We start from the raw sequence: 15,405 nt of genomic DNA, 5'->3' as shown, positions 1-15,405 counted from the left end.
AACAATGATTTTACGAAGATTTCGGATTTCATTCCTTACGGGAAATATTTCATTCCGCAACTTCGCACGAAAAATCGGCATCTGGATTCGGGTTAGGCCCGACCTCCGCGTGAATCCTGATTCGGGAATTAAGAGGACGCACTTCCTTCCGAGCGATCGTATCGGCGGAAGATAAATTCGGTTCGATCAGCAGAGAAACGAAAATCGAATGATCGTAAGGAATAAAAAGTCGAACTTCTTTTTCCGTATGAAAGCCGTTATACGATCTTACTTTTGCGATCTCGATCTTGAAACTATTCTCGCCTCCGGGAATATCGATCCTATAATCGCAGTCCGGATAAAAAACGAAGTGGTCTTCGCCGAACCATTTATCCCAAAGACCCGAACCCCGATCCGGATTGATCAATAAAAAACGGTGAAAGGGACCGTCGGCTTCCTCCCAGAACACTTTCACGTAATATTTATCGGAGATGATCCCTTCCTTTCCGTCCACTATGTTGCGCGGGAGACGGAAACGTATATAATTCTTTTGTAAAGTTTTTATTTCGTGAGGAATCGTTTTCCAGTATAAAAAACTTCCCTTGCAGGAACAAAAAACGAAAATCAGCGCGAATACGGTTTTATAGTGAATCATATTTTTTAAAACGACATATACCAAACGACTCCTTTTCTTACGAGCGAAATTCCGCGCACTCACGCATCAAAACATAAGAGATCCTTCTCCTTCCCGAAAAATGGATAGATGGAAAGGGCGGGATAAAAACCCTGATGGCGGAATCGTTGTAAAAATCTATGAGTATATGCGAATTTTCGAATTCGAAAGTCATAGTTTGAGGAGCGATTTGATTTTCATCACAAACGGAAATCTTGGGATAAAACGATGAATTTGAACGATTACGCTACGTTTAAATTGTCAAAAAACTTCAATTTCTACATGACAATTTTGGAATATAAAGATAGAAAACACACGGAGATAATCCAAGAAAGTTTGTCTAAAAGCAGCGGGAAACATCGCACGTTAAACGGATTCTTACGCTACGAGTTTTTCGGAAAAAACCGGGACGACTATCTTGCGAATTGGCTACCGCATATTAGGAAAGTGTGAAAGAAAAAGGATGGAAAGGTAATTTAAGGAATTGTAGGAACGAATGGGAATCACTCGCTCACTATCTGAAAGTAATTCGTTCCGTCTTTAAGATTTTCGTAACGTTTCCAGTTGATTTTTTTACCCGCCGGAACATACGGATAATCCTGCTGCCTGATCTTGATCCCCTGCGCCAAAGAATAAATTCCCGCTGCCAAAGAAATAGCGACGTCTTTTTTACGCTTAGTCATCAAAGTCATATCCTTTTCCTTGTCGATATAACCGATTTCAAGATAAGCCGAAATCGCGTTGATGAAGGTGGGTAAAGCGTATGTAGAAAGATACGGTTTGTTGATGGGTCCCGGTTCCGGATATTCCTCTTCGGTTTTTCTTTTTCTCAACCCGTATTGAACGAAACGCATCAATTCTGCGGATGCGTAATGATTGTCTCCGCCGAAACCTTCTCGGCCATCCTCTCTTCTCCAGAGTTCCGGATCGCTTTTTTCCCTTTCCCAAAACTTCCCTTCCGCAGAAAAACTTTTGTGAGTTTTGGAATAGGGTCCTTTACCTCCCAACTTCGCTAATTCCTCCCAGCCGGGAAGGTCCTTATACTTCCAAGTAATCATATTCTGACGATAACCTTCGAAGGCGGAAAGATCCGTTTTTTTTCCGGAACGAGTGGGCCAATAACCGTGAAAATAAATCCAAGCGTCCGCGACCGCGTTCTGCAATTTGGACCAACCTTCTTTAAAGACCATCCATTCACTCCAAGGGGAACTCGTGAATTTTTCTTCGGAAAATCGACCTTCGGAAATACCCTTCAACACGTAGAAGGTGCGATACGACGGAGAAAGAACCGCGGCCATACCTCCAGGATGTTCCTTATAACTAGGATTCAGGTGAAGCGACACGACGAGATGCGGCTTCTCCCGATTGATAAACGAAATCCTTCCCGGTCTGATCTTTTTAGTCTTTTTATCGGGATAATCGAAAAGACGATACGCCGCGTTCGGATCTTCGTTTGCGGAATAATCCCTCTCCTCCGCGTTTTCGGTACGAGTCATCACGGAGTCGATACGCACCCACGGAATTTCCTCGTTCGTAAACGATTTCATATACGAGCGAAACGTGGAAAATCCCTCGGGCGTTTTGGTAAGATCCAAAATTTCCTTAAGCTCTTTAGAAAGTTCTAATACGACGGAGCGTTCCTTTCTTCCCCTTGCGGAAGCGCCAGACTTATAAAGTTCCAGATATTTGTCCGAAATCGGATCGTATTTGTCCCCGTGATCCTCTTTGGGTTTTAGATCCACTCCTCCGTGCCCCGGATCCAAAACGACTTTGAAAATTTTGACCGGAGTTTCCGGAGGTGGAAGTTCCGAGTCGGTTGTCCGTTCCGGTCCGGCCGTCACCACGGTCCCGGAAACGGAAATTAAGAATATTATAAAAATTGAATAATAAAGAAGATTCCGAAAAAGACTCACTATTTTTTCTGCGGGTCCTTATTTTCTCCGCCTTCCGCGAAAACCATATTTCTATTGTCGCTTAAATCCACCTTGTATTTTTCGCGGATATTTTTGCTTTCCTCATCCGATTTCAATTTGCTTAGGATGGAGATTCCGTATTCCTTCGCCAAACGGAAATGAATTAGGGAATCCTTATACCTCGAATCCCTACGCATACGATCCGCCTGGATCATCTGATAATAGGCGATCTGAAGTTTATGGTGGTTGGCCGATATCTCCCGACTTCTCGCCGCCGAATTGTTCACCTGAGTTCCTTGACTTTGTTCGATTCCTACGATCGTATCCGCACATTCGCCCAGAAGTTGATCCGTACGTTTGTTGTATTGGTCGGAGAATTTGTTGTAGAGTTTATCCATCGTTTCCGTCGTTTCGCGCATTTTTCTTCCCGCGACGACGTATTGTCTTCGGTAATAATAATGAAGCGCGTCGTTGTATTGTTTCCAGATCGAATTCAACTCTTCGTTGGATCCCTGAACGCTCGAACCGAAATTTTTGGTCACGGTGGCAAGCGCGTGAATGTCGTTTTTCACTCTTTCTTTCAGAGAATCCAAGGTTCTCGCGTAGTGAAATTCCTCCAGATAATCGCCTTGGTATTTAGGATCGGCGGCTGCGCTTGCGAGTTCGCTTCCTTTGACTTCGTCCTTGGATGGTGCCGATTGAGCGGAAACCGAAACCGAAACCGAAACGAGGAACAGGATCGCGAAAACACTCTGGAAACTTTTTAATGACATTGGAATCTCCTACGCGGAAGTATAACACAGCGTCATAAAACGCAACTAGTATTTTAATCTCGGTTATGATCGGAGTCCGCGGACTCAACGAAACGGATATGAAGAAGACCGTCCCCGACAGGAAAAAGTGTGTGAGAAAATCCAGAGCGTTTTAACTCGTCCCAAAATTCCCGCACGGCGAGATCGGAAGGAGCTTGTCTGTCTGATTCGAAAATTCTTCCGTGCCAAAGCACGTTGTCGAACACAGCAACTGCCGGTTTCAAACGGGAAAGGATTCTAAAAATTTCCGGATACAAAACCTTGTCACAATCTATAAAAACGAATTTTCCGGACCACGAGGTTTTTTCGTTCTCTTCGGATTCCTTGAGGAACTGAAGACAATGTGTTTTAATCAGATGAACGTCCAGATCTCCGAAGGGATGTTTTTCCAGATACGATCGCACCTTCGCGATATAAAAAATTTCCCGTTCTAAGGAAACGATCTTCGCCGTTTTTTTTAAACCGCAGGCCATCCAAAAAAGGGAGATGCCGTATCCGGTTCCCAACTCGAGAATTTCGTCGGGTTGTTCGGCTTCCACGAGAAACTTCAAAACGGATCCGGACGCCGGAGTCAAAACGGGAACTCCTTCCTTTGCCGCGTCGTTCTCCATCTCGTAAAGGATCGAAATCGGACGAACCACGAGATCGTCGTCTATTTTTTCCTCCAGACCTTCCCGAAACACTGAGGTCCCGTATTTGCCGGGAGGACTTCCTTTGCTCATGGTAGAAAAAGATGGAACCTATGTTTTTCGTTTTCCGGAATCCGTTTCGCCAACGTTTCCCGGATATAAGAAATGGAATAACGTTTCGAAAAATGAATCAGGACGATCTTCTCGTTTTTAAACGCGGACAAATTGCCGAGAATTTCGTCGAGATGTGTGTGCCCCCATTCCCGCGCCTTAGCGACGTCTCGTTCCTTGTCGATGTAAGTACATTCAATAAATAGAATATTAGAATTCGCCGCATCTTCGTTTTCTAGAACGTATTCTATCTTAGTGTCTCCGGAAAAACTGATGACCGGAGTTTCGCTCGGTTCCGAAACCTCCTCGTTTTCCTTTAGGGCTTTGTTCAATTCTTCCTTATCCAGAGACCGAAATCGTTCCTTCAATTTTTTACGCCGTTCATAGATCGTATAACCCTGCGAAGGAACCCGATGAAACGTTTTGTGGGGAGAAAAAAAATGATGAGCGTCCAAGTCTATCCTATCTCCCGGATTCACGCCGAACATTTCGTAACGATACGGGAAATCCTCGATTTGGGAATAGAGTTCGAGAATTTTCCGCATAGGCTCTTCGACCGCGGAAGGAAGATAGATCTTAGGAGGTTTTAACTTTCGCAGGGACCTTTGCGAGATGTAGTACGGGATTCCCGAAGAATGATCCAGATGCGAATGTGTAAGAAGAAGATTCTCCAAGTGGATCCGGTTCGGATTTTGCGCTCCGATATCGAACATCAAACTCAAGGAAGGAAGATAAATCGAGGTGCGGATTCCTCCTTCCGAAATTCCTTCGAAATGATATTGTTTGTGCTGAAACTTACAATACACTTACGGGATCCCGTCCTCGGGAGCGACCGTTTTCACGCCGTCGCCCCAATCCTTATAAAGCGACTTCGGTCCCGTAAGGATCGTTTTCGCGGAGGAATGTAAGAAGTATTTTTTTCCCACACGACGAAGATCGGAAAGTGTGACCGCTTGGATACGATCCCGATATCGTTTCAGATAATCCGCGGGCATATCGTGTTCCTTAAAACGGAGAGTGTTGTGTAGAATCCCCATCTTATCCGCGAATTGAAAGATGAAACGGTTGACTATGGATTGTTTCGCGGATTCCAGCTCGTCCTCGCGTATCTTATAAATCGTCTCTTCGCTTAATATTTCTTTCATTAAATCGAAGACTTCTTTGGTCGTGGAGATTTTAGTCTGCGTCGTGAAATAAATCACTCCGTAGTCGCGCTCGAAATACGCGGCGCTGCTCGAAGAATACGCGAGTCCCCGATCCGAGCGGATCTTCTGCATAAAATAAGAATTAAATCCGCCACCACCTACGATGTAGTTGAGCACTTGGATCGCGTAAAAATCCGGATCCTTGTGCGGAGGAAGAATTCCCGCCATCATCACGATACTCTGCGTCGCTTCCTTATCCACTCCCAAGATCCGATAGGAAAGGGAATCCAGATTCTTTTTCAAAGTTTGTGCGTCGATCGTCGGGCGTTTTTCCGTTCGGACCGTCTCCCGATCGGGAAGAAGAAAAGAGACCAAGGAAACGGCTTCCTTTTTTTGAAGGTCGCCCGTCAAAAGTACCGTCCTTCTCGAAACCGAAACCGAATCGCGGAAATAGTCGCGGACGTCCTCCGCTTTGAGTTTCGAAAGGGAATCCAATTGAACCGTCTTTCCCAAAACCGTTCCCTTATAGACCAACTCCGCGGTTTTACGATAGGCGATGTCAGGGATTTTATCGTTCCTACGTTTGATCGCTTCCTCCAATTTGAGTTTCGCCACCGCGAATCCCTCTTCGTTTAACAACGGTTTGGTTAAAAATTCGGACAAAAGCGGAAGGATTTCCTTTTCGAAACGGGAGAGATACGAGACAGAAAGAACGATCTTGTTAGAATTCGCGTCGGTTTCCAACTTTGCCCCGTAACCCTCCAAGGTTTCCAAAAACGCGCTTCCCGGCGCGGAAGGAACGCCTCCGTGTTTCCACGCTTCCGCAAACAACTCCGGAATTTCGGGAGGCAAATCCGAATCGGATAAAATTCCGGCGTAGATATGGATTTCCAGATTTCTGAGCGGGAATTCTTCGCCGGGTAAAAAGAAAACTTCGGTCCCCTTTCCGGAAGTAAAGGTTTGGATTTCCGGAAATTCAAAAGCCAAAGGGGGGATTTTCACGTTTTTGACGAAATCCCCCGGAGCGCCGGAAAGCGGTAGAATCCCGAAAAGGATTATAATTGTTAAATATTTTAATGTTTGAATATTCAGTTTCATAGATATGTTTTTTCGAACCGAGGGTGTTTTCATTTTTTTTCGGCTCCGTTTCCGGACGGCGGGTTCAATTCCGCGATCGTACGGTTTTCGGGAACGAAGTATTTGTTCGCCACCCTTTGTATGTCCTCCGGAGTCACCGCATCCAATTCCTCGTAACCCCGCAGCAGCTCCTTCCAATCCCCGTATAAAAGCTGATACAACGAAAGTACGTCGGCGAGTTTACCGTTGTCGTCCAAAGCGCGAAGATAACCGGCTACGATCTGATTTTTGATCTTAAATAGTTCCTCGGAGGTGACCGGCGTATTTTTCAGGCGATCCAATTCCTCTTGAACGATCGATTCCACTTTTTTCTGATCCGCGTTTTGATTGTTGGTCACGTAGACGGAAAACAGATTGGACAGACGGTCGCCCGGATCCCCGTTCCAACAATAAACCCCCTGCGCCAACTGCTCCTCCAAAACGAGTCGTTTGTACAGACGACCGGATTCACCTTCGGCTAACAGCGTATCGATGATCCCGAACACCGCGTCGTCCGGATGCGGAAACGCCGGTTTATGAAAGCCTATGATTTTGGAAGGTGCGCTCGGGTGAACGACCGAAACGAACTTGGCTCCGCCGAAACCCGCGGAAGGGATTTTTTTTTGAGGATGTGATTTGCCCGGTTTCAGATCTCCGAAATACGATCTCAGGATTTTTTCCGTATTGTCGAAATCCAAAGAGCCGACGACGGCGATCACCATTCGTCGTGGATCGTAATAGGTCCGGAAGAAGGTTTCCGTTTTTTCCAGATCCAGAAAACCCAGATTTTTTTCGTAACCGATCACCGGCATACGGTACGGATGACCTTCCGGAAACGCAGCGTCCATGTATTTTTCGCGGAGGATACCGAGCCCGCGGTTTTCGACGCGCATCCTTCTTTCCTCAAGAACGACTTCCCGTTCCGTATAATATTCTCGTAATATAGGATTTTTGAGACGGTCCGATTCGAGTTTAGCCCAAATTTCCAAACGGTTTGCGGGAAGCAGAATCTGATAATTGGTCACGTCGTTGCTCGTATACGCGTTGAATCCCACTCCTCCGTTTTGGGAATAGATGAAGTTGTCTTCGTTGGAAACGATGAACTTACGATGTAATTCCAAAAGTGTTTGGAATCTTTTTCGAAGCGTCTCCAGTTCGGATTTGAAAGCCTGAGTCGGCTCCTCTCCGTTGGCCTTCCATTCGGCTTCGCGGATTCTCATCGCATCCAAACGTTTTCCCCAAACGGCGATCTGCTCCAGATACGGTTTTTCTTTTTCGAAGTTGGTGGTTCCTATGTTCTTCGTTCCCTTAAAGAGCATGTGTTCCAAAAGATGCGCCGTGCCCGCGATCTCCGGAGTTTCATCCGCGGAACCAACGAGAAATTTTGTATAAATCGCGACGGTCGGAGAATCCTCTCGTTTCATCATAAGGACGCGCAGTCCGTTTTCCATCCGAAAGGTTTTGGTCCTTTCTTCCAGGGAACTTTTTAATCCGGCGAAAACGGAACCGTCCGCGGAAAGGGAAAACGCGGAACCGAAAAAAAACAATCCCGCAAAAAGAATCGATTGTATCGAACGCATAGCGTACAGCCTTTCCTCGTCCGAACCTGTTGTCGAGAAGTTCCCGGAAAAATCCTGCTTCCTTTTCGCGGAGTTCGGGAAATGATTGTCTCATGCGGATCACGTACACGATTCTGACGGCGGCATTTTTTCTCTGCGGATTCTGTGTGCCCGCCGATCCGGAATATAGACAAAAGGTTTTGGAAAACGTAAAGGACACCGGATTTATATCCCGGGAATTTTTTCAAATTTTGGTGAAGGTCCCTTTGCCTTCCAAAGACGCGGGAATTTTAGAACTCAGAAAACAATGCAGAAAAATCGCCGAAACCAAACGGGACGAAATCGCGGTTTCCATTTTATTGACTACGATTCGCGAAAGCGATTTTTTATTCTCTCCCCTTCGCGCGAATCCCGGTTCGTATTCGGGACCGACCCTTCCTCCTCAAATCGCGAGTGCGGGAGCGATCACATCCGCTCCCGGAGGAATGGCTCTTTCCACGGGAACGGTTTCCAACACCACAACGACTACGACACAAACCGCAACGACGAATAACGCAACCTCCTATTCTACCGGATCGGTCGGAACACCGAATGTACAGACGGACGTTCAGGCAAACGCCAAATCGAAGGAAAAAGCCGCCAAACAATTGAGCCAAGACGCTTTGGTGTATCGAGGCGCGTTTTCCTGGTTTCTCAATTCCTTGTTTCTTTTTCGCGAAGACTATTCCGACCCCGTGAATTGTACTTTCATTTATAGAAATATTCAGAAAGACTTGTATGCGAATGTGATTCGAAAAGGAATACAACCTCTCTCGAAACAAGAGACTCCGGAGGCTCCATGAAATTCGTTTTGATTATTTCGTTCGTGATTTCCGTTTTTTCCGTTCTTCATTGTTCTACTCCCAAACGAACGCCCGTAGAAACTCCTTTGCAAAACCCGGAACATAAATCCGTGCAAGAGGAATCCACGAGTCCGAATCCCGACGACGAATTCGTCAAAGCCACGGAAGGATTTTTGAGCGGGGACGTTTTCCAAGTGGTCATTTCATCTCTTGAAGGAAGTCCGGAGGGCGCTCAGGAACTTGCGAAAAAACGCGCCGTAAATCTTCTCATCGCGGAAAAAGGGGAAACCTTTCGTCCGGGAGATAAGGCGATTCTCAAAGAGATCGTGGAAACCAAGGGAAAAATCGTAAAGTCTTCGGGATCGATTCAAGGAAAAACATATTTCTTATTTCAGGTGAACTCTCCCGGTTTAAAGTCCTCTCTAAAACGTTAGCCGAAATCGCGTAGAGTTCGGGTGGATTACGTCGGAAACGATCCGATTTGATGAACATCTTCGCGACGATCAACCTTGTTTAACGATGAATATCGACTTACAACCGATCTTAAAGGACGAACGGATCACTCTTCGCCCCATACGCGAAAGCGACTTGGAGGAACTAAGTTCGGCTGCGTCCGACCCTCTCATTTGGGAGCAACATCCTGTTCCCGATCGGTATCTCAAAGAGAATTTCACCCCGTATTTTCTGGAGGCGGTTCGATCAAAGAGCGGTTTCGCCGTGATCGATAACGAAACAGGTCGTCTCATCGGCAATACTAGGTTTTACGATTGGAATCCTTCCGCAAAATCGATTGCGATCGGTTATACTTTTCTCGAAAGAAAGTATTGGGGAGGGGTTTTCAATAAGGCGATGAAGGCCTTACTTTTAGACCATTGTTTTCGAAACGGAATCGAAACGGTTTTATTCCACATCGGGATCGACAACAAACGATCGCAAAAGGCTCTGGAAAAAATCGGCGGAATACGGATCGGCTCCGTCGAGCGGGAAGGTCGTCCCTACTTCGAATTCGAAATCACTCGCGAAAAATGGAATATTCAAACTATATAAACTATTTTTTCTTTCCGAGAAATTCGAAACGGGATTTTTCATCCCGCATTTTCCCCGCAATCCGTAAGCCGTTCGATCCTTTTTTCCGGGAAACGTTTCGGGAACGTTTTTGACAGAAGCCGAATCGGATAAAGAGGAACGGGCAAAACGTAGGACAGTTTGACCGTTTCAAAAAGGACCGGTCAAACTCCTCCGAATCTATTGTATGATTTCGACTTGTTGAATTTTGCCCGGAATACAGATGTTTTTGTCGAAATTGCAATAATAGATTTTGCCGTGAATTTCAAGGTCTCCTTTGCCGGATACGGTGAGTTGGATCGGATCGACCGAAGCGAAGTATTCCTTTTTTTTTGGGGAAATTTTTCCCTTCACCGTCAGATCGGCTTGTTCCACCTTTACGCCTTTACCAGCGTTCAGAAGGATTTTATGCGGGGCGTCTTTTTGAATCCCGTAATTGGAAGGGTGAACGATTTTAAGAAGATACGCGTTGCCGAAACTTTTTTCCAATTTGAACTTAACCGGACTTTCTTCTTCTGCGGAAACCGAGAACGAGACGAGAGTCGCTAAAACCGAAAGGAGGAATATTTTTTTCATACTAATTTGACCAAGATAAGCTCGGATTTGTTTAAGAAAAGAAATCTTTGCCGCGGGAGGAAAACGCCCTTCCACAGATTCCAACCGATCTGAATCTGTCCGAATCTTACGACAATCCCCCGTCAAACGCGCGCGCCCCGCCCCGAATTTGGGTGGAGGAGGCGGGTCCGTGGGAGAAAACTACGGCAAACCCTCCCTATCAGAAAATTCACATCCTGTCAAGGCAAGTGCGCGAAAAAGCTCCGTAGGAATTCCTACAAAAATCACAAAACCTATTTGTAGTTCGTAAATTGCACGTCGAACGGAAGATCCGACGTTTTCAAAAGATGAATCACTTCCTGAAGATCGTCCTTTTTCTTACCGGTCACACGAACGGATTCCCCCATGATCGTGACGTTGACCTTGAGTTTGGAATCCTTGATGAGTTTTGTCACTTCTTTGGTTTGTTCCTTTTCCATCCCTTTGCGGATCTTCACCTTCATTCGAACGGTGCCGCCGGTCGCTGGTTCGATCTTGGATTTGAAGTCGAAATTTTTTAAACCGATTCCGCGTTTCGCCATTTTAGAAACGAGAACGTCGATCACACTTTCCAACTTCGCTTCGTTGTCGGAAGTCAAAACGAGTTGTTCGTCTTCGAGTTGAATGTCGGATTTGGAACCCTTAAAATCGAAACGATTCTTGATTTCGCCGAGAGCCTGAGTGACCGCGTTCGTCAACTCTGGTCTGCTGATTTCGGAAACGACGTCAAAGGAAGGATCGCTCATACTCTTTCTCCGGTTAAGATTTGTTTTGCTTCGTTCACGGCGCCCGCGATCGCGGATTCGAGATTTTGTTTTTCCTTACCGCCGCCTTGAGCCATATCGGGTTTTCCGCCGCCCTTTCCGCCTAACACTTCGCAGGCGGTCTTCACGAGATTACCGCAGTGAATCCCTTTTGCGACCAAGTCGGAAGAACAGGTGATTACGACGCTCGCGTTCTCCGGGTTTTTGCTGCCGAGAATCACAAGGAGATTTTTTTCGCGCACTTTTAGATTGTCGGAAAGCCCTTTGAGGGAATTCGGGTCCTTGTCTTCGAAAATCGCGGAGACGATTTTTCCGACTCCGGTCTCGACGGAAGAAGCGAACACTTTCTCGATGATGGAAGCGTTGTTTTCGAAGTCGCGGGATTCCAAACTCCTCTTCGTTTTCAAAAAGGAAGAAGCGCTTTCTTCGATTTTTGCGGCGACGTTTTCGGAAAGATCACGAAAGAACGTAACGGCGGTCGCACCTTCTTTTTCGAGTTTTTCGCGGATCTCATCCGGCCCGGGCACGGGAGAAGTGATGAGAAGTTTGGCTCCTTCTTCGCCTAACTCCGATTTGATTTTGAGATTTAAGTTTTGTACGGATTCGGTGAGTTCCGCAAAACGGTTCTGGAACGTTTCGATCACCGCTGGACCGCAAACGCCTTCGATACGACGGTTCCCGGCACCGGGCGAAGATTCCTTTTTGATGAAGAAGTAACCGATCTCGCCCGTATGAGAAACGTGCGTTCCACCGCAGAATTCGACGGACGCGTCTCCCATCTGAACGACACGAACCTTATCTCCGTATTTTTCTCCGAAGGTGGCGACCGCTCCCGTTTTTTTTGCGTCGTCGATCCCGAGCTCCTTGGTAGAAACTTGGAAATCCTTGCGGATCGATTCGTTGACCCAGGATTCGATTTTGCGGATTTCATCGGAAGTCAACGCGGAAGGATGTGAAAAATCGAAACGAAGATATTCCGCAGAAACGATCGAACCTTTTTGTAAGACGTGATCCCCGAGCAAACTACGAAGCGCTCCGTTTAACAAGTGTGTTCCGGAGTGATGAAAACGAAGTCTTTCCCTACGAACCGCTTCGACTTCGGCTTCGAGTTCCTGCGCGACGGAAAATTCTCCGCTGAGCATTTCTCCAAAATGAAGAATGACGTCGTTTTCCTTTTGTGTATCGGAAACCTTGAATACGTTTTTGCCCTGACGCAAAAAACCCGTGTCGCCGACCTGCCCTCCGCCTTCAGGATAGAAAGGAGTTTTGTCGAGGACGATCGCGCCGGCTTGACCTTCTTTCAAAACCTTTGCAGGTTTATTATCACTAAATAAATATATAATATTCCCTTTTCCTAATAAAGAAGAATAACCGAGAAACTCCGTCTTTTCAGCGGATTGACCGGTCATCAGAGAAACCTTGTTGGCCTTCCAGGATTCTCTGGAAAATTGCCTGTCTTTTTCCAGTTCCTCTTGAAATCCTTGTTTGTCGAAATCGAATCCTTGTTCTGCTACGATTTCTTCGGTCATCTCGGCCGGAAAACCGTAGGTTCCGTAAAGTAGGAATGCGTCCGCTCCGGAGAAGGTCTTTTTTCCTTCTGCTTTCGTTTTTGCGACCAGGGTTTCGATCTTTTCGAGACCGAGTTCGAGGGTTTTTAGGAAAAGTTCCTCTTCCGCGTGAATCGTTTTCGCGATCGCAATCGCGTTCCTTCCCAGTTCCGGATAACGTGATTTATAAATCTCGACGACCCGGTCCACGAGTTTGTAAAGAAACGGTTCTCTGAAATTCAACTTTCTTCCGAAAAGAGTCGCGCGGCGGATCAAACGACGGATTACGTAACCCCTTCCGGTTCTATCCGGATAAATCCCGTCTCCGATCGAAAAAAGAACGGAACGAATATGATCGGTGACTACGCGGAACGCGGCCTTTTGATTTGCGGCAGTCCGCGCTCGCTCGCTTTTTTGATCCGGAAGTTTAGATAAGGCGACGGCCTCGTCATACTTGATTCCGGATAATTCCTCGTAAAAGGAAATGATTTTGCGGAGTTCGTCCGTGTCATAAACCGAATCGGCGCCTTGCAGCAATAAGGCGACTCTTTCGAGACCGGAACCCGTATCGATTCCGGTTTGTTTGAGAGGATGCAGATTGCCTTCGGTGTCCTGGTTGAACTGATTGAAAACTATATTCCAAAATTCTAAAAAACGATCGCAGTCACAACCCGGTCTGCAGGTCCCGCTCGTAGCACAATCCGGTCCCCCCTTTTCGATTCCACGATCGAGATAAAGTTCGGAACAAGGCCCGCAGGCCCCGCTGTCTCCGGCAGGTCCCCAGAAGTTATCTTTTTTTCCGAGACGCGTTATGCGCTCTTTTGGAATTCCTTTGGACAACCAGATTTTTTCGGCTTCGTCGTCGTCGGAATAAACCGTGACCCAGATCTTTTCCTTGTCGAAACCGAGATGATTGACGGAACAATCGAGCGCATAGGAAATCGCTTCTTCCTTGAAATAATCTCCGAAGCTGAAGTTCCCGAGCATCTCGAAGAACGTGCAATGTCTTTCCGTTCTTCCGACAACTTCTAGGTCGGTGGTCCGTAGACATTTTTGACAAGAGGTCGCTCTCGTATACGGTAGTTCCACGGCCCCGGTAAAGAAAGGTTTGAACTGAACCATTCCGGCTGTCGTAAAAAGAAGTGTGGGATCTCCCGCGGGTAGAAGGGAAGAAGACGGAACTACTCTGTGAGATTTGTCTTGGAAGTAGTTTAAAAAGATTTCGCGGATTTCCGCTACGGATTGGCGTTTCATGATACCTCTAAAATCAAAAAATGCCTGAAGCTCTCGGACGAAAGAGATTCAGGCATTTCAAAAAACGAAATGAAATGAAAAAGAAACTTAACGTTTGGAAAACTGAGTTCCTCTTCTCGCTTTGTGAAGACCGTATTTCTTTCTTTCCACCATTCTTGGATCTCTCGTTAAGAATCCTTCTTTTTTCACGGCAGGTCGGAACTCCGGTTTGATTCTGCAGATCGCTCTTGCAACTGCGTGACGGATTGCTCCCACTTGTCCGGTAATTCCACCGCCTGACACGTTCAGATTCAGATCGTACTTGTCTTGAACGTTCAGAAGAGAGAGAGGACGAATCGCTTCGTCAATGATTGCTTTGCGGTTTTGAAGATACTCTTTGATATCTTTGTGGTTTACGGTGATTTTACCGGAACCTTCTTTGATTTTTGCGCGAGCGACGGAGGTTTTTCTTCTTCCTACGGCCCAGATTTCCTTTGCGGGTGCCATTCAGGTCTCCTTAGATTTCCAGTTTCACAGGCTTTTGCGCCTGGAGGTTGTGTTCAGCACCCGAGAAAATTTTGCAATGGGTGAGCATTTTATCTCCGAGTTTGCTCTTAGGAAGCATTCCTTTCACGGCCTCGTAGATCACCTTTTCAGGTTGTTTTGCGATTAAGTCTTTGAAAACGGTTTCGGTCATCCCGCCCGGATAACGGGAGTGATGATAGTAGATCTTCTGAGTTTCTTTGTTACCGGTCACTTTCACTTTGGAAGCGTTGATAACGATGATATTGTCTCCGCAATCTTGATTCGGAGTAAACGTTGCTTTGTGTTTTCCGCGAAGTCTTGCGGCGATCCCGGAAGCGAGTCTTCCCAGAGTTTTTCCTTCTGCGTCTACTACGAACCAGCCCTTGGCGGCATTTTCTTTCGTAAGAGAAGGAGTTTTATGCGCTTTTGATAATACTGACATGAAAAATCGTCCTGTAGGTGCCAGAATTTCGGTTTAACCCCCAAAGTCAAGAAAAAAGAGCCGATGCTGCCGGAAAGCCAAGCCTTCCGTTGATTGGGCGGGAGTTCCCGCACACTTTGTCGGTAAAAGTTCCGGAGTCCTCGTCGAGGGAGGAAATTTGTAGGATCTCCTCGGTGAATTCGCATTTTTTCCAATTTTATCGGAAAATAAATCGCTCACCTTTCGGTCGATTCATCCACTTCGTGTGAGTTCCCACGCGCCAGAGATCGGAGCGGCGCGGAACGCGGTCCCGATCGAGCTTGGAACGGACGATGTTCCGACTTTACCGTCCCCCGACCCGGTTCTTTCGGCTGTTTCGATCGGACCGAAGCGAACGCGAAGCCGCGAAAGAGCTCGGTCCTGCGCCCATTTACAAAATGAGGTCGGAACTACACGAATTTCTTCCTTACCACAAAA

At 46.6% G+C, this 15,405-nt stretch carries 15 protein-coding genes; 3 read left to right on the top strand and 12 right to left on the bottom strand.

The genetic code is table 11. The features are described from left to right. Positions 1 to 49 precede the first annotated feature (49 nt). The 7 genes from EHQ17_RS16795 to EHQ17_RS16765 form a co-directional block, all read right to left on the bottom strand. Positions 50 to 658 (bottom strand): hypothetical protein, encoded by a 609-nt coding sequence (locus EHQ17_RS16795; RefSeq protein WP_135736214.1) that lies wholly within the window; start codon positions 656 to 658, stop codon positions 50 to 52. Between the two features lie 497 nt (positions 659 to 1,155). Next, entirely contained in the window at positions 1,156 to 2,565 is a 1,410-nt protein-coding gene (locus EHQ17_RS16790; RefSeq protein ID WP_135590307.1) for an N-acetylmuramoyl-L-alanine amidase, read from the bottom strand. After that, a complete protein-coding gene (locus tag EHQ17_RS16785; protein WP_135590306.1) occupies positions 2,565 to 3,338 on the bottom strand; it encodes a hypothetical protein in 774 nt (257 codons plus the stop codon). The genes EHQ17_RS16790 and EHQ17_RS16785 overlap by 1 nt, the downstream gene beginning before the upstream one ends. A 53-nt stretch (positions 3,339 to 3,391) precedes the next feature. Beyond that, positions 3,392 to 4,099 (bottom strand): O-methyltransferase, encoded by a 708-nt coding sequence (locus tag EHQ17_RS16780; protein WP_135590305.1) that lies wholly within the window; start codon positions 4,097 to 4,099, stop codon positions 3,392 to 3,394. Continuing rightward, a complete protein-coding gene (locus EHQ17_RS16775) occupies positions 4,096 to 4,923 on the bottom strand; it encodes an MBL fold metallo-hydrolase (protein WP_135590304.1) in 828 nt (275 codons plus the stop codon). The genes EHQ17_RS16780 and EHQ17_RS16775 overlap by 4 nt, the downstream gene beginning before the upstream one ends. Next, positions 4,924 to 6,360: a M16 family metallopeptidase gene (locus tag EHQ17_RS16770; protein ID WP_342776143.1), complete on the bottom strand. Its 1,437-nt coding sequence runs from the start codon at positions 6,358 to 6,360 to the stop codon at positions 4,924 to 4,926. A 29-nt stretch (positions 6,361 to 6,389) separates the two neighbouring features. Next, complete coding sequence (locus EHQ17_RS16765; RefSeq protein ID WP_135590302.1) at positions 6,390 to 7,958, bottom strand: M16 family metallopeptidase; 1,569 nt, start codon at positions 7,956 to 7,958, stop codon at positions 6,390 to 6,392. Between the two features lie 29 nt (positions 7,959 to 7,987). Here EHQ17_RS16765 and EHQ17_RS16760 point away from each other — a divergent pair, with 29 nt between their 5' ends. From EHQ17_RS16760 to EHQ17_RS16750, 3 genes are all read left to right on the top strand, one after another. Further along, complete coding sequence (locus EHQ17_RS16760) at positions 7,988 to 8,779, top strand: hypothetical protein (protein ID WP_135590301.1); 792 nt, start codon at positions 7,988 to 7,990, stop codon at positions 8,777 to 8,779. Further along, entirely contained in the window at positions 8,776 to 9,213 is a 438-nt protein-coding gene (locus tag EHQ17_RS16755) for a lipoprotein (RefSeq protein ID WP_135590300.1), read from the top strand. The genes EHQ17_RS16760 and EHQ17_RS16755 overlap by 4 nt, the downstream gene beginning before the upstream one ends. An 85-nt stretch (positions 9,214 to 9,298) precedes the next feature. Next, a complete protein-coding gene (locus EHQ17_RS16750; RefSeq protein WP_135590299.1) occupies positions 9,299 to 9,826 on the top strand; it encodes a GNAT family N-acetyltransferase in 528 nt (175 codons plus the stop codon). Positions 9,827 to 10,024: 198 nt separating this feature from the next. On the opposite strand, the gene mpl17 is transcribed toward EHQ17_RS16750, so the two are convergent. The 5 genes from mpl17 to rplM form a co-directional block, all read right to left on the bottom strand. Continuing rightward, on the bottom strand, positions 10,025 to 10,420 hold the full coding sequence (mpl17, locus tag EHQ17_RS16745) for a cell surface protein MPL17 (RefSeq protein WP_135590298.1): 396 nt from the start codon (positions 10,418 to 10,420) through the stop codon (positions 10,025 to 10,027). A gap of 272 nt (positions 10,421 to 10,692) precedes the next feature. Continuing rightward, a complete protein-coding gene (locus tag EHQ17_RS16740; RefSeq protein WP_020986223.1) occupies positions 10,693 to 11,184 on the bottom strand; it encodes a YajQ family cyclic di-GMP-binding protein in 492 nt (163 codons plus the stop codon). Next, positions 11,181 to 14,003, bottom strand: coding sequence for an alanine--tRNA ligase (gene alaS, locus EHQ17_RS16735; protein ID WP_135590297.1), 2,823 nt, complete (start codon positions 14,001 to 14,003; stop codon positions 11,181 to 11,183). Before alaS ends, EHQ17_RS16740 begins: the two co-directional genes overlap by 4 nt. An 87-nt stretch (positions 14,004 to 14,090) precedes the next feature. Continuing rightward, positions 14,091 to 14,489 carry a 30S ribosomal protein S9 gene (gene rpsI, locus EHQ17_RS16730; RefSeq protein ID WP_135590296.1) on the bottom strand — a complete coding sequence of 133 codons (399 nt, stop codon included), beginning with the start codon at positions 14,487 to 14,489 and terminating at the stop codon, positions 14,091 to 14,093. Between the two features lie 10 nt (positions 14,490 to 14,499). Continuing rightward, positions 14,500 to 14,949, bottom strand: a complete 450-nt coding sequence (rplM, locus tag EHQ17_RS16725) for a 50S ribosomal protein L13 (RefSeq protein WP_135590295.1) — start codon at positions 14,947 to 14,949, stop codon at positions 14,500 to 14,502. Positions 14,950 to 15,405: the final 456 nt, after the last annotated feature.

The sequence above is a fragment of the Leptospira gomenensis genome, assembly GCF_004770155.1.
GTDB classification, from domain to species: Bacteria; Spirochaetota; Leptospiria; order Leptospirales; family Leptospiraceae; genus Leptospira; species Leptospira gomenensis.
This window is presented reverse-complemented; position numbering and strand designations above follow the sequence as displayed.